The 23,007-nt window shown below is 70.1% G+C and carries 22 protein-coding genes; 3 read left to right on the forward strand and 19 right to left on the reverse strand.

The window, feature by feature from the left end; all coding sequences use genetic code 11:
* Positions 1 to 246: 246 nt before the first annotated feature.
* The 13 genes from GQF42_RS16325 to GQF42_RS16385 all read right to left on the reverse strand — a co-directional run bounded on the left by GQF42_RS16325 (position 247) and on the right by GQF42_RS16385 (position 16,433).
* Positions 247 to 2,361 carry a CDP-glycerol glycerophosphotransferase family protein gene (locus GQF42_RS16325; protein WP_233273362.1) on the reverse strand — a complete coding sequence of 705 codons (2,115 nt, stop codon included), beginning with the start codon at positions 2,359 to 2,361 and terminating at the stop codon, positions 247 to 249.
* 157 nt (positions 2,362 to 2,518) lie between these two features.
* On the reverse strand, positions 2,519 to 4,015 hold the full coding sequence (locus GQF42_RS16330; RefSeq protein ID WP_158920537.1) for a bifunctional cytidylyltransferase/SDR family oxidoreductase: 1,497 nt from the start codon (positions 4,013 to 4,015) through the stop codon (positions 2,519 to 2,521).
* A gap of 205 nt (positions 4,016 to 4,220) precedes the next feature.
* Entirely contained in the window at positions 4,221 to 4,949 is a 729-nt protein-coding gene (locus GQF42_RS16335; protein ID WP_233273363.1) for a hypothetical protein, read from the reverse strand.
* A gap of 434 nt (positions 4,950 to 5,383) precedes the next feature.
* Positions 5,384 to 6,832 carry a GTPase ObgE gene (obgE, locus tag GQF42_RS16340; RefSeq protein ID WP_158920541.1) on the reverse strand — a complete coding sequence of 483 codons (1,449 nt, stop codon included), beginning with the start codon at positions 6,830 to 6,832 and terminating at the stop codon, positions 5,384 to 5,386.
* A gap of 138 nt (positions 6,833 to 6,970) precedes the next feature.
* Positions 6,971 to 7,225 (reverse strand): 50S ribosomal protein L27, encoded by a 255-nt coding sequence (gene rpmA, locus GQF42_RS16345; protein ID WP_023550764.1) that lies wholly within the window; start codon positions 7,223 to 7,225, stop codon positions 6,971 to 6,973.
* A gap of 14 nt (positions 7,226 to 7,239) precedes the next feature.
* Positions 7,240 to 7,560, reverse strand: a complete 321-nt coding sequence (gene rplU, locus GQF42_RS16350; protein ID WP_009188585.1) for a 50S ribosomal protein L21 — start codon at positions 7,558 to 7,560, stop codon at positions 7,240 to 7,242.
* A gap of 263 nt (positions 7,561 to 7,823) precedes the next feature.
* Positions 7,824 to 12,035 (reverse strand): Rne/Rng family ribonuclease, encoded by a 4,212-nt coding sequence (locus GQF42_RS16355; protein ID WP_199272703.1) that lies wholly within the window; start codon positions 12,033 to 12,035, stop codon positions 7,824 to 7,826.
* A gap of 262 nt (positions 12,036 to 12,297) precedes the next feature.
* A complete protein-coding gene (locus tag GQF42_RS16360) occupies positions 12,298 to 13,074 on the reverse strand; it encodes a TIGR03936 family radical SAM-associated protein (RefSeq protein ID WP_158920543.1) in 777 nt (258 codons plus the stop codon).
* A gap of 46 nt (positions 13,075 to 13,120) precedes the next feature.
* The gene (locus GQF42_RS16365) at positions 13,121 to 14,035 is read right to left on the reverse strand and encodes a hypothetical protein (RefSeq protein ID WP_158920544.1); all 915 of its coding nucleotides are present in this window, start codon (positions 14,033 to 14,035) and stop codon (positions 13,121 to 13,123) included.
* A 73-nt stretch (positions 14,036 to 14,108) separates the two neighbouring features.
* Positions 14,109 to 14,636 carry a peptidylprolyl isomerase gene (locus GQF42_RS16370; protein ID WP_158920546.1) on the reverse strand — a complete coding sequence of 176 codons (528 nt, stop codon included), beginning with the start codon at positions 14,634 to 14,636 and terminating at the stop codon, positions 14,109 to 14,111.
* Positions 14,637 to 14,789: 153 nt separating this feature from the next.
* A complete protein-coding gene (locus GQF42_RS16375; protein ID WP_158920548.1) occupies positions 14,790 to 15,200 on the reverse strand; it encodes a VOC family protein in 411 nt (136 codons plus the stop codon).
* A gap of 140 nt (positions 15,201 to 15,340) precedes the next feature.
* Positions 15,341 to 15,616: a hypothetical protein gene (locus GQF42_RS16380; RefSeq protein WP_158920550.1), complete on the reverse strand. Its 276-nt coding sequence runs from the start codon at positions 15,614 to 15,616 to the stop codon at positions 15,341 to 15,343.
* Between the two features lie 73 nt (positions 15,617 to 15,689).
* Positions 15,690 to 16,433: a hypothetical protein gene (locus GQF42_RS16385; protein ID WP_158920552.1), complete on the reverse strand. Its 744-nt coding sequence runs from the start codon at positions 16,431 to 16,433 to the stop codon at positions 15,690 to 15,692.
* A gap of 469 nt (positions 16,434 to 16,902) precedes the next feature.
* Here GQF42_RS16385 and GQF42_RS16390 point away from each other — a divergent pair, with 469 nt between their 5' ends.
* The 3 genes from GQF42_RS16390 (at position 16,903) to GQF42_RS16400 (ending at position 18,381) form a co-directional block, all read left to right on the forward strand.
* The gene (locus tag GQF42_RS16390) at positions 16,903 to 17,370 is read left to right on the forward strand and encodes a hypothetical protein (protein ID WP_158920554.1); all 468 of its coding nucleotides are present in this window, start codon (positions 16,903 to 16,905) and stop codon (positions 17,368 to 17,370) included.
* A 206-nt stretch (positions 17,371 to 17,576) separates the two neighbouring features.
* A complete protein-coding gene (locus GQF42_RS16395) occupies positions 17,577 to 17,873 on the forward strand; it encodes a hypothetical protein (protein WP_158920556.1) in 297 nt (98 codons plus the stop codon).
* Between the two features lie 220 nt (positions 17,874 to 18,093).
* A complete protein-coding gene (locus GQF42_RS16400; protein ID WP_158920558.1) occupies positions 18,094 to 18,381 on the forward strand; it encodes a hypothetical protein in 288 nt (95 codons plus the stop codon).
* A gap of 94 nt (positions 18,382 to 18,475) precedes the next feature.
* On the opposite strand, the gene GQF42_RS16405 is transcribed toward GQF42_RS16400, so the two are convergent.
* The 6 genes from GQF42_RS16405 to GQF42_RS16430 form a co-directional block, all read right to left on the reverse strand.
* Positions 18,476 to 18,820 (reverse strand): hypothetical protein, encoded by a 345-nt coding sequence (locus tag GQF42_RS16405; protein ID WP_233273364.1) that lies wholly within the window; start codon positions 18,818 to 18,820, stop codon positions 18,476 to 18,478.
* 325 nt (positions 18,821 to 19,145) lie between these two features.
* The gene (locus GQF42_RS16410; RefSeq protein WP_158920560.1) at positions 19,146 to 19,391 is read right to left on the reverse strand and encodes a hypothetical protein; all 246 of its coding nucleotides are present in this window, start codon (positions 19,389 to 19,391) and stop codon (positions 19,146 to 19,148) included.
* Positions 19,392 to 19,520: 129 nt separating this feature from the next.
* Positions 19,521 to 19,895 (reverse strand): hypothetical protein, encoded by a 375-nt coding sequence (locus tag GQF42_RS16415; protein WP_158920562.1) that lies wholly within the window; start codon positions 19,893 to 19,895, stop codon positions 19,521 to 19,523.
* Positions 19,896 to 20,036: 141 nt separating this feature from the next.
* The gene (locus GQF42_RS16420) at positions 20,037 to 20,282 is read right to left on the reverse strand and encodes a hypothetical protein (protein ID WP_158920564.1); all 246 of its coding nucleotides are present in this window, start codon (positions 20,280 to 20,282) and stop codon (positions 20,037 to 20,039) included.
* Between the two features lie 258 nt (positions 20,283 to 20,540).
* Positions 20,541 to 21,953, reverse strand: a complete 1,413-nt coding sequence (locus GQF42_RS16425) for a condensation domain-containing protein (protein ID WP_158920566.1) — start codon at positions 21,951 to 21,953, stop codon at positions 20,541 to 20,543.
* A gap of 163 nt (positions 21,954 to 22,116) precedes the next feature.
* Positions 22,117 to 22,983 carry a tyrosinase family protein gene (locus GQF42_RS16430; protein ID WP_158920568.1) on the reverse strand — a complete coding sequence of 289 codons (867 nt, stop codon included), beginning with the start codon at positions 22,981 to 22,983 and terminating at the stop codon, positions 22,117 to 22,119.
* Between the last annotated feature and the right edge of the window lie 24 nt (positions 22,984 to 23,007).

Consider the following 23,007-nt stretch of genomic DNA (forward strand, 5'->3'; position numbering starts at 1 on the left):
TCGCAATCTGTTGGACAGCCTTACCGTGGCCTGCCCGCGCGCAAGGGAGAGAGCCACCCTGGACGCCATCCCACGGCACGCAAGAGCCGGTAAGAGTTACTCACCTTTGCCCGGAGGGCGAAGTATGAGCGTCCGGTAAGAAATCTGAACGGCCGGCAGGGGGAAAGTGAACGGAAAGAAGCCGGTCCCGGCAGCGTCCGTCGCTCCCGGGACCGGCCCCGGCCCGGCACAGTCAGCCCGGCACAGTCAGCCCGCGTTCACCCCGTCCGGGTCCTCGGCCGACACGGTCCGCTGCCCGGGCACCGCGTTGCTCAGCCCGGCGGGATCCAGGCCCCCGGCAGCCAGCCGGGACTCCTGCCCGGCATTGCGGGCCTCGGCCCTGAGCGCGAGGTTCGCCACCGCGGTGTTGAACCGGTCGATCGACTTCGGCTCGTCGGGGCCCAGCAGATAGCGCTTCAGCTCGGCCCGGTCCTGCGCCATCGGGTCGGCGGACGGATCGCGTACGGCATCCAGCAGGCCGCCCAGCTCGGCGGCGTCGTTGGACAGGACCACCGCGGCGCGCACGGCCGTGTTCTGCCGCCTGAACTCCTCGTGGCCCAGCTCGCCGGAGTCGGTGACCGCGTACGGCTTGCCACTCGCGATGAAGTCGGAGACGACGGAGGAGATGTCGGAGACCATCGCGTCGGAGACGTTGAAGCAGTCGTACAGGCGCGGCTCGGCTCCCCCGATGACGCGGTGCTCGTACGCAGGGAAGGAGCGCCAGTAGGCGGCGTTCCACTCGGCGCGCAGCTGGGCGATCTCCTCGTGCTTCGCCACGTCGACGACGCCGTCACGGGTGGCCTCGGCCTCGTCGCCCTTGTCCCCGCCCTTGCCGGCCAGCTCGGCGATCCGGGCCTCGATCCGGGCCAGGTCCGACTTCGCCCTGTCCTCGGTGGCCTTGTCGGCGGTGAAGCGCGGGTCGGCGGCGCGCTCGGCGGCGGCCTTCTCGACCAGCGCGGTGATCCGCTTGTGCGCGGCACCGGCCTCCTTGCTGACCGTGCCGGTGAACGGGTGCGGCTTGTACAGGACGCGGACCGGCGGGTTCGCCGCGATCAGCCTGCTCACGATGTGCTCGCCGGCGAGGACGATCGAGGTGTTGCCCGGGTCGCCGTCCCAGCCCTCCCAGGTCGGCGCGTAGAGCACGGTCGGGACACGCCCCTCGGGCACGCCGCGCCAGGTCTGGATCGGCGCCAGCTGCGGGCGGCCGACCTCCACGATGTCGTCGTCGCGGACACCGACGTCGGCGACGGCGTAGCGGTCACGGCCCGCGCGGCCCGCGGTCCACACCTCGTCGTAGACCTTGCTGTACGGGTTGACGCTGGCGAGCTTGTCGCTGTCGCCGTGGCCGATGAAGACGTGCTTCATGGTGGGCACGCGCAAGAGGTGGATGTTCTTGCCGACGTTGGCGGCGTACAGCGCCACGCCCACGGTCGACAGGTCCAGGTTCATCAGGTGCACCCCTCCGGGCACGCAGATGACGGGGACCGTGGTCGGGGCGAGGCTGTTCAGGATGGCGCGCTCGCGCAGGATGATCAGCGGCCGGCTCTGCAGCTGCTCCATCGTCTCCAGCCACATGTCGACCTGGTACGCGGAGTCCTTGGAGCCGGAGAAGTACAGCACCGTCCCGGGCTTGTACCCGGCCAGCCAGTCGTCGACGGCGGCAAGGACGACGTCGGCCCTCGGCGGGATCCTGTTGCCGCGGATGTACGGCACGACCACGAGGACGTACAGCACACCGAGGCCGAGGGTCAGCCCGATGCCGGTGAAGCCGACGGCGGTCGCGGAGTCCAGCTCGGCCGAGACCAGGATGCCGATCACGGCGAACAGGTCGAGGTGGAGCATCTTCTCCGCGCTGCGGCGCAGCAGACGGCGCGGCGGGGCGTCCGGGATGCGGATGCGCGACGTCAGGTCGATGTTGCGGGTGGCGACCGGCATCCTGCGGCGGTTGCGGATGAGGGTGACCAGCGCGCCGTGCGGGGCCTGCAGGCCGTACAGGGCTATGAAGCAGGCGACCGCGCCGTAGAAGATCAGGTCGTCCGCGTCGGACAGGCGGGCCAGCAGCAGGATCAGCAGCAGCTGCCGGATCAGGAAGCGGATCGACAGACCCGCCCGGATCTTGCTGAGGCGGTTGATCAGGTAGCTGCCCTTGCGATGCAGATAGTGGTCCGCCAGGTACGTCACGGCGGCCAGGGCGGCGAAGGCGGGAATGCTCGGGACGAGCGCGGTCAGCATGAGCCCCGGGAAGCCCAGGACCATGAGGGCCGCCGCGGTCAGCTCGGCCGCGCTGCCCACCCGGGCGACGCGAATAGCGGTGGATATCACGGAGAAACCTGCTCAGGGAGGGGGGAATGCCGGTTTTATCGACAATGCCTGTGGGGTGGCATTTAATTCTGGAATTTACGGGTCAGGCCTCTGTCAACACCCGGCGAATGAGCAGCGACAAAGGCCTGAATTCACCAAGAATGTCTACTTGTGATGATCAAACGCCGTCCTGACGGTCCAGCACCGAGGCCAGCGCCTGCGCGAAGCCGGAGGCCTCGGCGGCACCGGCGGTCGGGTCCTGCCGGCGGACGTCGACGACATGGCCGGTCAGCTCCGACAGCAGCACGTCCAGCGAGGTGCGGGCCACGGCCTCGGAGGAGAGCAGCGAGTCCGTCAGCTCCTGACCGAAGGCCTTGGTGCGCATCGGGGTGGCGGTGCGCTCGGGGTTGACGCAGTTGACGCGGATACCGTCGCCGGCCCACTCGTCGGACAGCGCCTGGGTGAGATTCACCATGGCGGCCTTGGTGGAGGAGTACAGCGAGTACTCGGCGCGGCCGCGGGTGTAGCTGCTGGAGGTGTAGAGCAGCAGCTGGCCGCCGGTCTCCGCCAGGTACTTGTAGGAGGAGCGCGCGATCTGCACCGGGGCCGCGTAGTTGACCTTCAGCGCCTCCTCGATGGTGGCGTTGTCGGTCTCGGCGAGCCTGCCGATGCGCAGTACGCCCGCGGTGTTGACGACGTAGTCGATCCGGCCGGTCTCCGCGTACGCCCTGGACAGCGCGTCGTCGACCTCCTCCGGGTTCTCCACGTGGGTGCCGGTGGTGGAGCGGCCGAGCGCGTAGACGTCGGCACCGTAGGACTGGGCCAGTTCGGCGATGTCCTGGCCGATGCCGTAGGAACCGCCGAAGACGACTAGCGTCCTGCCGGTGAGGAGTTCACGGTAGGCGTCCTCGCCCTTCTGCTCGGGCGCGGCGGTGGAGGCGAGCTGGAACAGCTTGTCGGTGATGAAGACGTCGACCGGCTGTGTCACCTTCATGTTGTACTCGTCACCCGCGACGACGTGGATCGGCACGTCCGGCAGGTACTTGAGCACGACGGAGCAGTCGTCCGTGGCCTGGAAGTTGGGGTCACCGGCGGCGACCTCGTAGGCACGGCGGATCGTGGACAGCTTGAAGGCCTGCAGGGTCTGGCCGCGGCGCAGCCGGGAGCGGTCCGGGATCTCGGTGATGAACTCGCCGTCCCCGCCGTGGGTGCGCGTGACGATGATGGTGTCCGCGGACGGGATGGCGACGTCGACGGCCTGGTAACGCTCCAGCGCGGTCACGCAGTCGTCGATGACGCGCCGCGAGAGCAGCGGACGTACGGCGTCGTGGAAGAGGACCTTGCGGTCCTCGCCGTCGGCCAGGCCCTCGCCGAGCGCCTCGATGGCACGCTCGGTGGTCTCGTTCCGCGTGTTGCCGCCCTCGACGATCTTCTTCACCTTGGTGAAGCCGGCCCTGTCGACGATCCTCTCGACGTCCGGGACGTAGCCCTGTGCCATCAGCACGATGACGTCGTCGATCGACTCGGCCTTCTCGAAGGTGGCCAGGGTGTGCTCGATGACTGCCTTGCCGGCGATCTTCAGCAGCTGCTTGGGGATCGACAGCCCCACCCGCTGACCGGTGCCACCGGCCAGGATCACTGCGGTGGTACGGGGCTTGGCTATGTGCTGGGACACAGGTGACCTACCTTGGGGGGAATGGGGGCCGCGAAAGGCTCCCACTCTTGGTAAGGAGAATGCAAGACGAGCGACATTTCATGCATATGAGAGCGCAACCTGTCATTCACCTTGTACGCGCGGTGACTGGGTACGGACCGACGAACACCCGTGAATTTCCTGTGAGTAGGTGCACAGGCCTCTCACAGAATTCCGTAAGGTTCGTTCAGCGCTGCCCGAATGGCTTGAGACAGCGGCGCCCGAGAACCCGAACCAGTTCCTTCGGAGACGTCTGGTGCACACTGCGCACGCCGGTCCGCCCAGCCACGGCGGCGAACGCTCCGCACAGCGCGCGGGCCGCCGTTTCCGGGGATATCCACAGATCATCCGGGCTTCCGTCCGGCTGCCGGGGTACGGCGGACAGCAGGGCCGGGCCAGCGAGGACCCGTACGCCCAGTGCGGCGATCCGCTCCGTCGCCTCGGCACCGATCGCGCCCGCCGCCTCGAGAGCACAGCACGGAGTGACGATCCGCATCTCCGCGGACAGGGTTCCACACGCTTTCTTCATATGCGGCACGGCACCGTTACGAACGAGCCAGGAATACAACTCTTCGGGCAGCCCATTGCGCCGGAATTCCACATTGAGATTCCGCAGCATTTCGGACTCTGTCCGGGTAAGAGACCGATTTGAGGCGTCGGGAACGGGCTGGATCAGATTCTCCGGCAAACCGAGCAGCGTCTCGAACGCGCGCATAAGACCGTCGCGGTTGCGGTCGTCCACCACGACCACGGTGACCCGGTCGGCCCCGACGACCCGAGCCCACCGCTCAACCAGCCGGTCGTGCCGGTGCCGGTGCCAGAAGCTGGGGGTGGGCATCTCGTAGGGAGGCTTGCGCAGCATGTGCTCCAGCCAGTCCTCGTCACGAGCGGCGCAGGCGGCGAGGGCGGCCTCCATGGGGTGCCGGGTGTGCGCCGGGGAACGCGACGTCGTACTCCCCCAGCCGGTCCTTCGCGGCGAACAGCGCGCCCTGGCGGCGATGGTCCCGGTCTTGTGCGGTTTGATGTGCAGCAGCCGGGTCCCCGCGGGCAGGGCAAACCTCGTACGGTCCCTCTCCATGGTCAAGGGACGGTAAGGCGTGCACCTAGGACTTACCTGAGAGCCGTGGGACCCGGATGAGTCCCACGGCTCAAATCCACTGTCGGCACGTCCGTCTCCGGCGACGGCGAGATACGCCGGACGGCCCGGAAGCGGTACCGGTACGTGCGGTCCGGGCGCAGTCCACGGACACCCACACGGACTCGGCGGCCGGGTTCGGGACACGACGGGCCCGAGCCGGTGCCTGGGGGCGCCGGCCCCCAGGCGGCACGTTCACCGGCCTCGCAGCAGCTCTACTCGAAGGGATCGAACTCGTCGTACTCGCGCAGGGCCTCGTCCCGCTCGGCCTGCTTGTCCCTGCGGCGCTGCGCCGCGGGCCGCTCCGTGTCGAGGCGGTGGTCCTCGCCACGGCGGCCGAGCATCTCCGCACCCGCCATGACCGACGGCTCCCAGTCGAAGACGACCGCGTTCTCCTCGGGGCCGATGGCGACGCCGTCGCCGGTGCGGGCGCCCGCCTTCATCAACGCCTCTTCCACGCCGAGGCGGTTGAGACGGTCGGCGAGGTAGCCCACGGCCTCGTCGTTGTTGAAGTCGGTCTGGCGGACCCAGCGCTCGGGCTTCTCGCCGCGCACCCGGAACAGCGGCTCGCCGCCGAACTCCTCGGAGGTGACCGTGAAACCGGCGTCGTCCACGGCCTTGGGCCGGATGACGATCCGGGTCGCCTCCTCCTTGGGCTTCGCGGCCCGTGCCCTGGCGACCAGCTCGGCGAGCGCGAACGACAGCTCGCGCAGCCCGATGTGGGCGACGGCCGACACCTCGAAGACGCGGTAGCCGCGCGCCTCCAGGTCGGGGCGGACCATCTCGGCGAGGTCCTTGCCGTCCGGCACGTCGACCTTGTTCAGGACGACGATCCGGGGCCGGTTGTCGAGGCCGCCGTACTCCCGCAGCTCGGCCTCGATGACATCGAGGTCGGAGAGCGGGTCACGCTCGGACTCCAGGGTCGCGGTGTCCAGCACGTGCACCAGCACGCTGCACCGCTCCACGTGGCGCAGGAACTCCAGGCCCAGTCCCCTGCCCTGGCTGGCGCCCGGGATCAGACCGGGCACGTCGGCGACGGTGTAGACGGTCGAACCGGCCGTCACGACACCGAGGTTCGGGACGAGGGTCGTGAAGGGGTAGTCGGCGATCTTGGGCTTGGCCGCGCTGAGCACGGAGATCAGCGAGGACTTGCCGGCGCTGGGGTACCCGACGAGAGCCACGTCGGCGACGGTCTTGAGCTCCAGCACGACGTCCTGGAGGTCACCGGGCTCGCCGAGCAGCGCGAAGCCGGGCGCCTTGCGGCGGGCGGAGGCCAGCGCCGCGTTGCCGAGCCCGCCCCGGCCGCCCTGCGCGGCGATGTACGAGGTCCCGTGCCCGACCAGGTCGGCGAGGACGTTGCCCGCCTTGTCGAGGACAACGGTTCCGTCCGGCACGGGGAGGACCAGGTCCTGCCCGTCCTTCCCCGCCCGGTTGCCGCCCTCGCCGGGCTTGCCGTTGGTGGCCTTGCGGTGCGGCGAGTGGTGGTAGTCGAGCAGTGTCGTCACGGACTGGTCGACGGTGAGGATGACGTCGCCACCCCGGCCGCCGTTGCCGCCGTCCGGGCCGCCGAGCGGCTTGAACTTCTCACGGTGGACGGAGGCACAGCCGTGACCTCCGTTACCCGCGGCGACATGCAGCTCGACGCGGTCCACGAAGGTGGTCATGGTTCAGTGCCTCCAGAAGTACGGATTTTCTCTCTTCAACACGCATAACACGCGAAAGGCGGACCCGCCTTCCCGATCGGGAAGTGAGGTCCGCCTCGCGAAAGCGTTCAGTGCTGAATCAGCTGTCGATCAGACGATTCAGGCGACCGGAACGATGTTCACGACCTTGCGGCCACGGTGGGTACCGAACTCCACCGCACCGGCCTGGAGGGCGAACAGCGTGTCGTCGCCGCCACGGCCGACACCGGCGCCGGGGTGGAAGTGGGTGCCGCGCTGGCGGACCAGGATCTCACCCGCGTTCACGACCTGACCGCCGAAGCGCTTCACGCCGAGCCGCTGGGCATTGGAGTCGCGACCGTTCCGGGTGGACGATGCGCCCTTCTTGTGTGCCATGTCTCCTCAGTCCCTTACTTCGCAGCCGTGGGGATCGACGTGACCTTGATCGCCGTGTACTGCTGGCGGTGGCCCTGCCGACGGCGGTAGCCGGTCTTGTTCTTGTAGCGCAGAATGTCGATCTTCTGGCCCTTGTGGTGGTCCACGACCTCGGCCTGGACCTTGATGCCGGCCAGCACCCACGGGTCGCTGGTCACAGCGTCGCCATCGACAACGAGCAGGGTCGAGAGCTCGACCGTGTCGCCAACCTTGGCGGTGGAAATCTTGTCAACCTCAACGATGTCGCCGACAGCAACCTTGTGCTGGCGACCACCGCTGCGCACGATGGCGTACACGCGGACTCTCTTTCGCTCGTTCAGAACCGGCACCCCCGCAGGCCAGCCGCCAACAACACACGGGCGACCTCTCCCGGCCCGCAGTGCGCCCGGGAGGAAAAGGTTTACGGGGATGTGGCGCGCTCAGTGACACGCCGACGGTCAAGGTTACGGGGCCGGGCCGAGGGGGTCAAACCGGGCCCTGGGGGTGTGGGAGCGGTCACCAGGGACAGCCCCCACAGGCGCGCGGCCGGTCACGATGGACCGGCCGCGCGCCGCGGGTGTCAGCCCTCGTCGGTGGCGGAGGAGACCGCGGTGGTCTTCTTCGCCGTCGACTTCGCGGCGGCCGTCTTGGTGGTCTTGGCCGCCTTCTTGGCCGTCGTCTTCTTGGCGGCCGTCTTCTTGGCCGCGGTCTTCTTGACGGCGGCCTTCTTCACCGCCGCCTTCTTGGCGGTCTTGCGGGCCGCCTTCTTGGCCGGAGCGGTCTCCTCGACCGCCGGGGCCTCCTCCGCCGGGGCGGCCTGCTCAGGAGCCTCCTCCGCCGGGGCCGACGGCACGACCATGACGGCCGTCTCCTCGGACGCGGTCGGCGCGGTGGCCTTGCGCACGGCACGGCGGCGCGGGCGGGCCGGGGCGGCGCTCTCGACGGGCGCGGGCGGCTCCTCGACGGCGGCCGGAGCCGCAGCCGGGGCCTCCTCGGCAGCGGGCTCGGCCACCGGCTCGGCGACCGTCACCACGGCTTCCTCGGCCCCCACCGGGGAACCGGCCGGCGCCGACACCTTGCGGGTCGCGCGACGGCGCGTACGGCCCTTGGGCGCGGCCTCCTCGGCGGCCTCGGCCTGCGGTGCCGCAACCACCTGGTCCTCGACGGCGACCGGCTCGGCCAGGGCCTCGGCGGCAGCCTCGACGACCTGCGGCTCCTGGACGGCAGGCTCGGCGGCGGGGACCTCCGCGGCCTCCTCCTTGGGAGCCCCGGCCCTGGCCTCCTTGGGGGCGGCCTCCTTGCGAGCCCTCTCGGCCCTCTCGGACTTCTCCGCCCTGGGCGCACCCGCCGGAGCCGAGGCCCGGCGGCTCGCCCGGCGCCGCGTACGGCCACGGGTGGCCGCCGCCTCCGCCTCGGCGACGCTGCTGTACAGCTCCTCGTCCGGCGCGAAGTCGGGCCCGGGCAGCGCGACCGGCTCGGCGGCCTCCGCGGCCACCTCGGCAACGGTCTCCGCCTCGGGCTCGACGGCCTCGCCGGTCTCCACGGCCACGGCCGCGGCCTCGTGCACGTGCTCGTGGACGTCACCGCCACGGCCCCGCTTCTTGCGCTTGCCGCCACCACCGCCGGCGGACACGCTCGGCTGCTCCATGTGCACGATGACACCGCGGCCGTTGCAGTGGACGCAGGTCTCCGAGAAGGACTCCAGCAGGCCCTGGCCGACGCGCTTGCGGGTCATCTGGACCAGGCCCAGCGAGGTCACCTCGGCGACCTGGTGCTTGGTCCGGTCCCGGCCCAGGCACTCCAGCAGCCGGCGCAGCACCAGGTCCCGGTTGGACTCCAGCACCATGTCGATGAAGTCGATGACGACGATGCCGCCCAGGTCGCGCAGCCGCAGCTGGCGCACGATCTCCTCGGCCGCCTCCAGGTTGTTCCTGGTCACGGTCTCTTCGAGGTTGCCGCCCTGGCCGGTGAACTTGCCGGTGTTGACATCGACCACGACCATGGCCTCGGTCTTGTCGATCACCAGCGAACCACCGCTCGGCAGCCAGACCTTGCGGTCCAGTGCCTTGGCGAGCTGCTCGTCGATCCGGTAGGTGGCGAAGGCGTCGACCTCGGAGGTCCACTTCGACAGGCGTCCGGCCAGATCCGGCGCGACGTGCGAGACGTACCCGTGGATCGTCTGCCAGGCGTCGTCACCGCTGACGATGACCTTGGAGAAGTCCTCGTTGAAGATGTCGCGCACGACCCGGACGGTCATGTCCGGCTCGCCGTACAGCAGCGTCGGCGCGTTGCCGCTCTTGGCCTTCTTCTGGATGTCCTCCCACTGCGACTGCAGCCGCTCGACGTCCCGGCGCAGCTCGTCCTCGCTCGCGCCCTCGGCGGCGGTGCGCACGATGACGCCCGCGTCCTCGGGGACGATCTTCTTGAGGATGGTCTTGAGCCGGGCCCGCTCGGTGTCGGGCAGCTTGCGGCTGATGCCGGTCATCGAGCCCTCGGGGACGTACACGAGGTAGCGGCCCGGCAGGGAGACCTGGCTGGTCAGACGCGCGCCCTTGTGCCCGATCGGGTCCTTGGTGACCTGGACGAGGACGGACTGCCCGGACTTGAGCGCGCTCTCGATGCGCCGCGGCCCGTTGGAGAGCCCGAGCGCCTCGAAGTTGACCTCACCGGCGTAGAGAACGGCGTTGCGGCCCTTGCCGATGTCGATGAAGGCGGCCTCCATCGACGGCAGCACGTTCTGCACCTTGCCCAGGTACACGTTGCCGACGTACGAGGTCGACTGCTCCTTGTTGACGTAGTGCTCGACGAGCACGCCGTCCTCGAGCACACCGATCTGCGTGCGCTCGCCGTGCTGGCGCACGACCATCACGCGCTCGACGGCCTCACGGCGGGCCAGGAACTCGGCCTCGGTGATGATCGGAACGCGGCGGCGGCCCTGCTCACGGCCTTCACGGCGGCGCTGCTTCTTGGCCTCCAGACGCGTCGAGCCCTTGATGGACTGCACCTCGTCGGACGGCTCGCTGGGCTTGCGCGGCTCGCGGACCTTGACGACCGTACGCTCCGGGTCGCCCTCGCCGGGCTCGGTGTCGGGGCCGGAGTCCCCCGCGCGGCGGCGACGGCGACGGCGCCGACGGCTGCTGGAGCTGGACCCGGCGCCTTCGTCGCCCAGGGCCTCCTCGGCGTCCTCCTCCTCCTGCTCGGCGGTGTCCTCGGCGTCCTGCGCCGCCTGCTCGGCGGCCAGTTCGTCGGCCTCGCCCTCGGCGGCCTCACCGCGACGGCGGCGACGGCCACCACGACGGCGACGGCGGCGGGAGCCGGACTCCTCGAAGCCCTCGACGCCCTCCGTCTCCTCGGCCTCCTCGTCCTCCGCGAGATCCTCGACGGACTCCTCGGCCTCTTCCGTCTCCTCGGCCTCGACGGCCTCGACGGCCTGCGGCTCCTCGACGGCACCCCGGCGGCGGCGACGGCGGCGCGAACCGGCGTCGGCGGGCTCCTCCGCCGCCTCCTCGGGCTCCTGCGCCTCGGCGGCCTCGGCCGCGGCCTCGGCGGCTGCGCGCTGCAGAGTCTGGAACTTGGGCTCGGTGAACACCGGCGCCTGGAAGACGGCGACGGCGGGCCGGGCGGGCCGGCGCGAGGCCCCGGGCTCGGGCTCGGCGGACTCGGACGGCTCGGCGGCGGCCCGGGCGGACCGCGCGGGCTCGGAGAATCCGGCCGCGGCACGCACCACCCGGCGCCGGGAACGACGCGGGGCGGCCTCCTCGGCCGGCACCTCGGCGGTGGCCTCGACGGCCCGCGGCTCCTGAGCGGCAGCCGCCACCGCGGGAGTGGCAGGGGCCTCGGCAGCGGTCTCTGCCGCGGCGGCCTCCTCCTGCGCGGGCGCACCGCCGGGTGCGGACACCCGGCGGGTGGCACGCCGCCGGGTACGGCGCGGGGCGGCCTCCTCGGCGGGAGCGGCCTCCTCGACGGCGGGGGCGGCGGCCTCGGCAGCGGCCTCCTGGACGGCGTGCGAGGCGACCGGGGTCTCCTCGACGGCCTCGGTCTCGGCGGTCCTGGGAGCACTGGCGGGCGCGGAGGCACGGCGGGTCGCACGGCGGCGCGGACGCGCGGCGGCCGGGGTCTCCTCGGCGGCGGTCTCCTGCGGCGCCGGCTCGGCCTCGACGGCGGCCACGACGGCCTCGGTGGTCTCGACGGACGCGGGCGCCGCCGCACGACGTGCGACACGACGGCGCGGACGACCGGCGGGCGCGGGCTCGGCAGCAGGCTCGGGAGCGGGCTCGGCGGCGGGCTCCGCAGAGGCAGCAGCCTCGGCGGCGGACGGCGCGGAAACGGTACGCGTGGCCCGGCGACGGGTGCGGCGCGGTGCGGCCCCCTCGCCGACCACGACCTCGCCGCCCTCGGCAACGGCAGCGGGCTGCTCGGTCTCGGCGACGGCGGGCGTGACCGGTACGACGGTCTCGACGGCCTCGGCGGACGCGGGCGCCCCGGCGGGCGCGGACGCACGACGCGTGGCCCGGCGGCGTGGACGACCGGCGGCCGGCACCTCCTCGGCGGCCGGCGCCGGAGCGGGCTCGGGCGTCTCAGCGGTCTCGGTGGTCTCTTCGGTCTCGGTGATCTCTTCGGCCTCGGCGGCCTCATCTGCCGGTATGGCCGGCAAGGTCACCTCGGTGGATGCCTCCGCCTTGCCCGGCGGGCCCGCCGGGCGAGAAGCGGCACGGCGACGCCTGCGCGGCGGCAGGGTGTCGCTCGGAGTGTTGAGTTCGGAACCCTCAGCGGGTTCGGTCGGCTCGAGCATGCGGGCGTTTCTCCCGTCAGGCTCCCGGGCGCCGCGCCTGGTCCGGCGTCGGTCCGAAAAGACCGTCCGCCGTTGACGTCCGCGGCCCGCGCGATGCGCGATGGCCGCCGTCCGGGGCGCGGGCGCCACACGGGAGCACTCTGTGTCCTGTCTCGCCGGTTCCGTACGCCTTGTCGGTACGGCCTGGCGAAAGTCTTCTGGTCGGTGCGCTGCCCGACCCAGGTGGCTCCCGAGTACGAGGGCTGCGCTACGACGTCCGTCCCTACGCGGGACCTTCCGGCGTCGGCGCCGTCGCGGCGGCAGCCGGTGTGGCCGTCAGGGCCTCGGCTGCCTCGCGGTCGGGCGCGAGCGGGTCGGTCACCGTGCCGGTCTCTTCATCGAACAGCCCCTGCGCCAGCCTGGTCACCGCTGCGGGGACCGGCGGCGCCAGGTCGGCCACGGCGCGGAGACCGGACAGGACGTCGTCGGGTCGTACGGCAGGCGTCACGTGCCGAACAACCAGCCGCAGTATCGCACAGGGCTGGTCGGTCGGCCTATCAGCCGGTGAACCATGCGTTTCCAGACTCGCCACGGCCGGCCGGGCGTCGAAGGTGCGGACGCCGTTCTTGGTCATCCGCTGCACCTCGACGCTGTCGGCCTTGGCGAAGGCCTCGACCGCGCGCTCGGCGTCGGCAGGGGCCACGCCGTCCAGCCGCAGCTCCCAGACGGAGGCCGTCAGCCGGTCGGCGAGGCCCGAGGTCCGCGCCTCGACCGCGTCGACGATGTCGAGCCCGGCGGGCAGCGACTCGTCCAGGAGGACGCGCAGCTTGTGCGGGTCACGCGGCTCGGTGAGCGCGATCTCCAGATACTCCGCCTCACTGCCCGTGCCGGTGGGTGCGGCATTGGCGTACGACACCTTGGGGTGCGGCGTGAACCCGGCCGAGTACGCCATGGGCACCTCGGCGCGGCGCAGCGCACGCTCGAAGGCGCGCTGGAAGTCTCGGTGGCTGGTGAACCTCAGGCGGCCGCGCTTGGTGTAGCGCAGTCGGATGCGCTGCACCGCGGGTGCGGGCGGCGGGCCTTCGGGCTGTCGCTTGCCCAGTGTCCTAGTCCTTCGTGAGTGCGGTCGTACTGCTACCAAGAGTACGTGCCGCGGGCCCCCGAGGTTCCCGCCGGTCCACCGGGACCGGCTGCCGGGGCTCGCCGAACAGCATCCGCCGGACGTCGGCCCGGGCCTGCCGTACTGCGTCGCGCGCGCCGGTCAGTGCCTCGCCTACGGCCCGGCCCACCACGCGCGCGCCCGCGGCGGCCGGTCGCAGGACGGTGTCCCGGACGAGGTGCCCGACGGGCGTGAGGACGTTGCGGTACGCCCAGCGCACCGGCTCCACGAGGATCCACCGCAGGAGTGTGCCGAGCACCCGCCCGACGGCCCGCGAGATCCGCCCGGCGATCCGCCACGCGTGCCCGAGCGCCTCCCCCACCTCCCGCGCCACGACGGCGAGGATCCGGCCGACCGGCACGAGGACCCGGCGCCGCAGCGCGAGGGCGGGCAGGACGATCAGTACGCGCAGCACCCGGTACAGGGCGAGAGCGATGTTGCCTGCGACGGGCGCGAGGATCCGGGTGCGGAGCCAGTGGGCGGGCACGACGAGCAGATACCGCGCCAGCAGAGCGAGGGCGCGGCCCACGGGCGTGAGCACGTTCCGGTGGAGCCAGCGGGCGGGCACGACGACGAGCACGTGCAGAAGCCGGCCGAGCGCCGTGCCGAGGGGGGCCAGGACGTACCGCCACAGCGCCACGAACGGCCAGGCGAACAGGGCCTTTCCGACCCACAGCAGGGCCCGGCCGAGCGGCCGCCCCACCGTGTCCCGCAGAAACCGTGTGGCGACGACGAGTGCGTCCCACGCGATCCGCACCGGCACGACCAGCACGAGGACGAGGATGCGTACCGGGATGCGGATCGCGACGACGAGACACCCTTCGGGCTGCCGGGGCTGGGGCGACGGCTTCTGCGGTTCCATACCCAGGAGGACGCCCCGGCGCCCTGTCCGGATTCGGCCCTCGGATTGCGATGGCGTTACGGCCGCCGGGCGTTCAGCGGGTCTCGACGACCACCGACTCGATGACGACGTCCTGTACAGGCCGGTCGTTGCGGGGGTTGGTCTGCGTCGTCGCGATCGCGTCGACGACCTTCTGACTGGCCGGGTCGGCCACTTCCCCGAAGATGGTGTGCTTGCCGGTGAGCCACGTGGTGGGCGAGACGGTGATGAAGAACTGGGATCCGTTCGTACCCGGCCCGGCGTTGGCCATGGCCAGCAGGTACGGCTTGGTGAAGGCCAGATCCGGGTGGAACTCGTCGCCGAACTTGTACCCCGGTCCGCCCGTGCCGTTGCCCAGCGGGTCACCGCCCTGGATCATGAAGCCTTCGATGACCCGGTGGAAGACCGTGCCGTCGTACAGCCGGTCCGCGCTCTTCACACCCGTCTGAGGGTTGACCCACTCCCGCTCGCCCTTGGCCAGTTCGACGAAGTTCTTCACCGTGTTCGGCGCGTGATCCGGCAAGAGCCGGATCTCGATGTCGCCCTTGTTCGTCTTCAGCGTCGCGTACAGCTGCTCTGCCATCGTCGTCCTCCTGACTGGTCGTCACTTGATCGTGACACGTGTCCTCGTGGCGTATGCCCAGTTGGCGACGCATGCGGCAGCATTACCGCCGAACGAGTGAAGGCCGCAGACATCGGCCCGAGGCGCTGCCGGGGGCCACGGCTCGCCGTGGCCTCAGGCGGACAGGTTGAGTTGCCAGGAGACACCGAAACGGTCGTTGACCCAGCCGAACTTGGGGCTGAAGCCGTAGTCGCCCAGCGGCATCAGCTCCGTGCCGCCCTCGGCCAGGGCCGCGTGGAGGCGGTCGATCTCGGCCTCGTTCTCGCACTGCACGAAGAACGAGATCGCGGGTGTGAAGGTGAAGTCGTGCTGCGCGGGGCTGTCGATGCACATGATGTGCTCACCGGCCAGCGAGAACGTCGCGTGCTGCACACTCCCCTCCCTGCCGGGGCCGTCCGCACCGTAGCGGGTGATGTCGAGAACCTCGGCGTCGTCGAAGAGCGAGACGTAGAAGCGCATCGCCTCCTCGGCATGGCCCTCGAACATCAAGAACGCAGTGATCTTCTGCGACGTCACGATCTTCATACCGCTTGCTCCTTCGAGGACGGGACCTGTCCGGCAACGAGCCCCCTGCCCAACCGGGAAGGGGGCTCGACCGAGCCTTCGTCGGCGACAACTTCACGCCGGTCGGGACGAAGTGCCGCCGCGGGTCCGTCCGGGGCCGGTCAGAACGCCTGGTTGTTGCAGCCCATGTCCGAACCGAGGTGGCTCTGCTGCGCGCCCGGATTCCCTTCGCCGTTCAGCAGGTTGCCCGCCAGGCCGTCGATGGCGCCGATGTTGCCGAGCACCTCGATGTTCATGTCGTGCGAGCGGCATTCGGTGCCCTGCGAGACGTCGATGTCGTGGCCCGGCTCGCCATGGGCGAAGGCGGTGGTGCCGCCGAAGGAGCAGACACTGCCGAGGACGGCGCCCACGAGGACTGCCTTGTGGAACTTGCGCATTGGTTCTCCGTTGGTCGAGCGGATGAGATCTGTCACAGATCAGGGGGGATTGCGGGCGACTGCGGGGAGGCGCTCAGCCGAGTCGGGGAAGCCCCAGCTGGCCGAGGGGGGGTGCCGCAACCTGTCCGAGGCCGACCGGAGACAGCTGCGGAACGCTCGGCGCCCCGACCAGCGGGTTGATGAGCGGGTTCACCTGCGGGTTGACCTGTGGATTCACCTGCGGGGCGACACGCGTCGGGCCCTCCGGGGCGACGCCCTGGGGTACGGCCAACTGCGGGGCGACCTGCGGCATGACCTGCGGCACGACCTGCGGCGTGACCTGCGGGGCCTGCTGCGGCGGGGCGTACTGCGGGGCGTACTGCGGCTGCGGCGCGTACTGCGGGGCGTACTGCGGCTGCGGCGCGTACTGCGGGGCGTACTGCGGCTGCTGGTACGGCGAGGTGGAGGCCTGCGCCGTGCCCTGCGAGGAGGCCGAGGCGGAGGCATAGCCCGTCTGCTGCTGCGGCGGGGCGTACTGCGGGGCCGGCTGCGGGGCGTACTGCGGCTGCGGCGCGTACTGCGGCTGCTGGTACGGCGTGGCGGTGGCCTGCGCCGTGCCCTGTGACGTGCCGGAGGCGTAACCGGCTTGCTGGGGTGGCGGGGCGTACTGCGGAGCCGGCGCCGGGGGTGCGGCCTGGGGAACCGGCTGCTCCGGCGCCGGCGCCGGAGCACCACCGCCATACCCGACGGGGGAGTCGGCATGGCTGACGCCGGCGCCGATGGCGGACAGACCACTGGCCGCTGCTAGAACGAGCGCGGCCTTGTGAAGCTTGCGCATGAAACCCTCGGCCCTTCGATACCTGAAAAAGGGGAAATCCATTGCATTCAGTGCGATTACACGTACGGCCGGTGCGGTAATCGCACCGCACCGTCAGCAGCGGCACTCCTGAGCGGCACGCGGACGTCGCGTCGGAGTCGGCAGCGAATTACCTCACCGCCTCGTCGAGTACACGGTCGTTGCCCTCTCCCGGTCGGAACGAGAATCCCCTCACCGTGGTCACGGCGCCCAAAGGCCCGTCACCCATTTGCCATTCACCGGGACAGGCGCTGCACCCTCAAACCCTTGCGTCAAATGGGTGACCACGAATCGGCACCCGTATCCGAGCGCGCGCACATCTCGTTCCGCACAGGGCAGGTGGCGATGGTCCGTCGCACCCGCTCAAGGCAGCATTAACGGCGGCAACTGCGCTGCCTCGTCTGCATTTCATCAGGTTCCGCGTACAGGTCAATGAAGGGCCGAGGATTCCATGCGCAAGCTTCGCCAAGTCGCGCTCGTCGTCGCAGCAGCCGGCGGCCTGACCGCCGTCGGTGCCGGCCCAAGCTCCGCCGTCACCCCCGCCTACACCGGCGGGCCTCCCGTTTCACAGCCGGACGCCCAGGCCGCCTCGGCCACCTCCTCCCAGGCAACCGCGCAGAGTTATGGCTCACCGGCCCAGCAGCAACGGGGCACCGATGTTGCCCCGCAGCTCAACCCCCAGCTGAACCCGCAGATCAGCCCCCAGATTTCGCCCCAGGCCCCGCAGTCGGCCCCGGTGGGCCCGGGGGGCGCGGTCGGCCAGACCAACACGTTCCGTCCGTACCAGGAGTGCAGCCCGCAGAACCTGCTCGACGCGAACATCCCGGTCGCCCTGCTCGCCGCCTCCGAGACCCGCGGCGTCGACTGCACCCAGGCCAACAGCCAGTCGAACTCCCTCGCCAGCGCGCACCAGGGCTGACAGCCGGACATCGACACCCAGCACGGGCCTTTCGAGGATCGAGACCGAGAGGCCCGTTCGCATGCGATACGGCTTTCGGGTGTTTCTGACGAGTGATCACAAAAACGGCGCGTCGTGACCGCTTTTAGCGTATTTCGTACTAATCTCCCGTAACTGTAAAAAGTCGATCTGTCACAGATCGCATCCACTCACTCCACGGAGATGACATGCGCAAGCTTCGCAACGTTGCCGTCCTGGTCGCCGCACTCAGCAGCATCGGGCTCGCGAGCGGCACGGCCTTCGCCGGCCAGGGCGGCGGCGAAGGCAAGGGCGGCGACCACGGCGACAGGTTCAACATCACGCAGAGCTCCCGCTGCCGGTCGCACGACCTGAACCTCGACGTCCTCGGCGAGGTCGGCATTCTCAACGGCGCGCTGGGCAGCGCCCTCAACGGCGAGGGCAACCCGGGTGCCCAGGCCACCAACCTCGGCTCGACCATGGGCTGCAACAACAGCGCATTCTGAGCTTTCGTCCGACGCCGAGGCGCCGGACAGCAAATGGTCCCGGCGCCGGGCCAAGGCCGGGCGCCGGGACCATTCGTGTGCGCCGACAGATCTCCGAGGGAACGAAAAGCACTCGAGTTCGGCGCGTCACTCGATTCTTTCGAGCATTTTGTATCAGCATTCCCATGGCAAAGACGGCGATTCTCACGAATCGCATCCACCTCATTTCACCGGAGATGACATGCACAAGCTCCGCACCGCTGCCGTTCTCGTCACCGCGTTCGGGAGCCTCGGGCTCCTGGGTGCCGGCACCGCCCACGCCGGCCAGGGCTCGGGCAAGGGCGGTGACGAATTCAATGTCACGCAGAGCACCGAATGCCGGTCGCACGACCTGAACCTCGACATCCTCGGCGAGGTCGGCCTCATCAACGGCCTGGCCGGCAACCTGCTGAACGGCGAGGGCAACTCGGGTGCGCAGCAGTCGTCCCTGGGCTCGTCCATGGGCTGCAGCAACTCGTTCGGCAAGTAACGCACAACGAAAATCCCCGGTGTCCCGACCAGCGGTCGGGACACCGGGGATTTTCGTGTGCACCGGCGGGCACGCCTGCCGGAACGACAGACCGTCAGAACTCGATGTGCGGCTTCTTGAAGCCCTTGGGCAGCTTTGCCGAGTTGGAGCAGTCCACCACCGGCCCGACCTGGGCGGATCCACCGTCCAACAGCTGGCCCTGCGGAAACACCACACGCGGACGGTCTGCCGTCGAGCAGTCCTGCGTCTGCCTGATGACGTGTGAGCCGTCCTTGTCGGTGTGGGTCTCGCTCTTGTGCACGCAGACCGTGCCGCCCTGTGCGGTGCTCTTGCAGTTGCTCTTGGGTCCGTCCGCGTACGCGTGTCCGGCGCCGACACAGAACGCGGCGAGACTTCCGACGAGCCCCGAGACGGCGGCGATCTTCCGTGGAGTGAGCATGTGCTGTATTCCTTTACGACGAAGGCCCGGGCGCCTGCGCCATTGACTGGCGTGCGCCCGGGCCTGAGAAGGTCGAAACAGAGCATTCCACGCCTGGGCGCGCTGTCGGCGCGCCCAGTGGCGGAAGTGCCGCAGCCCGGACGCGCACTCCGACAGGAGTGTCGTGCGTCCGGGCCGCCTTCGCCACGGGTGTCACTCGGCACACCGGTGAACAGACCGGATCGGTACGGATCCGGGATGCCGAGGTCGTGCGATGCGCGTCAGGCTTCCCAAGAAGCCCGATGCGCCCGTGGTGGCGCCGAGAGGATGGCCCCTCGGTACGTCTTTACTCGTCGCCCTGGTGCTGGCCGTAACCCTGCTCGGGCCCGGGGTTCCCCTGCTCCGGCCCGCCCTGCGGCGGAGCGGCGTAGTAACCGCCGCCAACGGCCACGGCGTTGGCCGTCGAGTTGGCCACGGCGGTGATCTGCGGAGGCGCGTCCTCGCCACCGGCGGCGAAGCTGACACCGGCACCGAAGGCGGACAGCCCCGCAACCGCCGCCGCTACGACTGCAACGCGCTGAAACTTACGCATGGAATGACCCTTTCCTATCCAGGCAAAGCGCCTGGCTTGACTACTTAATGTGAGCATATACACACACTCCGTAGTTACCGAGGATCTACACTCCACATGTTGCGTCAGCCCCCGTCTGCCGTATCAGTACTACGAACCCTCGACCGGAAGGATCCGGGCCATGGGGCCCAACGCGGAACCGTCGGGCGCCTCCTGCTCACTGTCGGGCGGCACTCCCACGGTCGTTGGAGAACAGGTCACATTGGGTCCGAGCCGCTCCGTCCCCTGCCCCAGGAAGGCGGGCAGCTTCAAGGGCTGCACCGGCTGACAGGTCTCCTGGTGCGCGATCGCACCGTCGTCGGGCGCCTCGCCCTTGATCCGCTGGGTACAGGTGATGGTGCCCAGGAGATCGCGAGTGCAGTTTCCCGGAGTTGCTGCGGCATGAGCCTGGGTGATGCCGGCGCAGGCCACTGCGATGCCGCCGACGAGCCCCGAGACAGCCGCGATCTTTCTCCTGCTGAACATGTGATGCGCTTTCTTTGTAGGGGGCCCGCCGCGCCGGGCTCCGTCTTCCAGAATCAGGCAACCGGCCGGAAGGACGGGACTCTTCGAGGCCGTCCCCGGAGAGTCCCGTACCAGGCGTCGCGCACGATGCCGCCGCCGAACTCAGCCGGTGAAAGCGTTGTTGTTCTGCTGGCAGGTGGTGTCCAGGGTGTCGGCGAGGCCGAGCACGCCGATCGGGACGTCGTTCTCGGACACCGTCTGCGGGCTGCACTCCTGGTACGGGCGGTAGTTGTCGGTCGCCTGCGGCTGGTCACCGCCGTAGGTGTCGGCCATGGCGGTGCCGGCGCCGATGGCGGACAGACCACCGGCCGCCACTGCTGCGATCACGATCTGCTGAAGCTTGCGCATGGAGCCCTCGGTTCTTTGCTGAACAGCGAAACTGATTGCCTAGCGTGACTGAACGAACACTAGCAGTAGCTGGACGAGCCATTCCACATCGGACATCCGCCCCGAGGGGGATATAGCCCCACAGAATCACCCGATGGATGCCAACTGGCCGTGCGCAGACACGGATTGCCCGGCGGGTCGCGCCGTCACGGCACGTGCGTTCGTGTCGGACGCGGCACGGCGCCGGCGCCAACACAGGTGACGCGGACGAAAGTTGCGTCAGGAGAACGCCGGTTCCGCAACCCGCGACCGATCGCGGGCGGGCGCGGAGACGATCAGGTCCCGCAGCCCCTCGGCGTACTGCCGCACCGTCTTGCGCGCGACGTCGGTGTCCGGGTAGCGGCAGGCGAACCACAGGCCTTCGTGCAGCCGGTTGACCCAGGCGCACACCTGGTCGCCGTATGACACCCGGATCAGACCGTACGCCTTCTTCTGCGTCCAGTCCGCGGAGCCGGGGGTGAGCCGGGCGTCGACGTACGAGATGATCGAGTACATGTCGGGCGAGGTCGGCCGGAAGTCCTCGCCGAGCAGACGCAGTACCCGTGCCAGCGGAATGCGCGCCAACGACCGGTTGGCCCGCAACTCCGCGCGGACCGCGGTGAGCGCGCCCGTCCAGTCCCGCACGGTGGGCACCTCGATCGGTGCGCCGCCGACGTACCAGCCCACGGAGTCCGACCACGCGGACTTCAGCCGGGTGTGGAACGGCACGACCGTGCGGTAGACCGGCTGCCCGCCAAGTTCGTGGACGATCAGGCTGGTTGCCGCCAGGACCCCCACCAGGCTGCCGCCGTAGGGCCGGCAGTGCGCCTCGAAGGCGGCGGCGGCGTCCGCGTCGACGAGCGGCTCGCACAGCAGCTTCTGCGCGGGCAACGCGCCACCGGGCTGCAGACCGAGGTCGACGGGGAACTCCGGAAGCCGCCCGTCGCACCGGCCGATGAACTCCCGCCAGCGCGCGACGATCGCGTGTGTGTCGTCGATGCCGTCCGCGTTCGCCCGCTCCAGCTCGCAGAAGTCGACGTAACTTCCCACCGCCCGGCCGACGACGGGCCGTTCCGTGACGTCTGCCGTGTACAGGCCGTGGATCTCGTCCGGGATGCGCTGCAGGGAGTAGGCGTCGACATTGGTGTGGTCGAAGGCCATGTACACGCTGGTGGAGTCCTCGCGTACGACCGCCGCATAGATGAAGTTCGGCCAGCCCAGCGCGTCCGCCGCGGTGTCGAACCGGTCCTGCAGGTACCGGATCAGCGCCCCCGGGTCGGCGAAGTCGCCGACCACCTCGCGATGCAGCGACACGTCGTCCTCGCCGAGCGTGAACCGGTGCATGTCGTCGCCGGCCCATCTGAAGCCGCTGCGCAGCGTCTCGTGACGCAGCGTCCAGCCGCGCAACGCCCTTTCCAGCGCGTCGAGATCGGCCCGGCCCGGCAGGTCGAAGGCCGTGCCGAGCCAGGTCGGTACGAACAGCCCGCCTTCCCGCACCGAGCGGGACGTTCTGATGTGCGACTCCTGGATGTACGCCGGCGGCCGCGGATCCGGCGGCAGCACTGCCGCGGCCGCGATGGTCGCCGGGCTGAACGTCCACTCGACGAGCCGCCCGGGCCGGACCTCGCAGCGCTGGATGTCAGAAATTCGCACGGTGGCGTCTCCTTCGCAGAAGACACCAGCTTGATCAAGGGGAGGCCGTACGCGAGCGGTGGTCGCTGTGTCGTCAGCATTTCAGCGGGACGTGTGACACCTCGAACGGAGAAGCGACCTCTCGGTGGTGACCGCCTGCCGCTGAGCGGCTGTCGGACCGGCCTCACTCGTACCTGTAGATCCCGCTCACGTCCTCCAGTTCGGCCGGCGTGACGTCCCACGGTGACAGCCTCTCGTGCCGGGCCACGATCCGGCCGTGCTGGGCGTCGCCCGCCCGCGGGGGTTCGGCGGGGAGGTACCGGTGGCCGGGGTGCCGTTGCTGCCAGCGCGTCCACTGCAGGTCGATGAAGGAGTGATGCAGCCAGAAAACAGGGTCGTTGACGGAGGCGGCGCTGAGCATCACCCCGCCGACCCAGTGGTGCACCCGGTTGTGGTTGTGCCAGGAGACGCTGCCGTGGCCCCTCCCCCATCCCTCCAGCCTGTTGCGGAAGCCACGGGTGACCGTCGAGTTCCAGGGCCACGTGTCGTAGACCGGATCGGCCAGCGCCGACTCGAGTTCGCGGCCGGTCGGCAGCTGGATCGGGTTGCGGGCGCGGCCGAGGTCGCGGGTGAGGTACCGCACGTCGGTCACCCTGTCGGTGAGCTTCCAGTGGCCCGCCCGGTAGGCGAACGGCCCGTTCATCACCTGCCGGTCCGAGCGTCGTCCGTTGCCGCCGAGCAGGTCGTCGGTCCACGGCAGGGCGTGTGCGCTGCGGTCACGGGTCCAGTCCCAGTACGGCACGGTCACCGACGCGTCCACCCGGCGCAGGGCCCGCTCCAGCTCCAGCACGAGCTTGCGGTGCCAGGGCAGGAAGGAGGGCGCCATGTGGGCGGTGCGCAAACGGTGTTCGCCGTCGGGGCCGTTGTGGGTGATGTGGATGTGCACGAACTCGTCGTACTCACCACGGCGTTTGACCTCCAGCAGAGCACCCACGAACCGTCGCCTCTCGGTGCGGGTCAGCCTGTTGACGTTCTTTCTGGTGTACGCCACGATCGCCCTCCACTCCTCGTCAGG

It is taken from the genome of Streptomyces broussonetiae (assembly GCF_009796285.1).
Classification (GTDB): Bacteria; Actinomycetota; Actinomycetes; order Streptomycetales; family Streptomycetaceae; genus Streptomyces; species Streptomyces broussonetiae.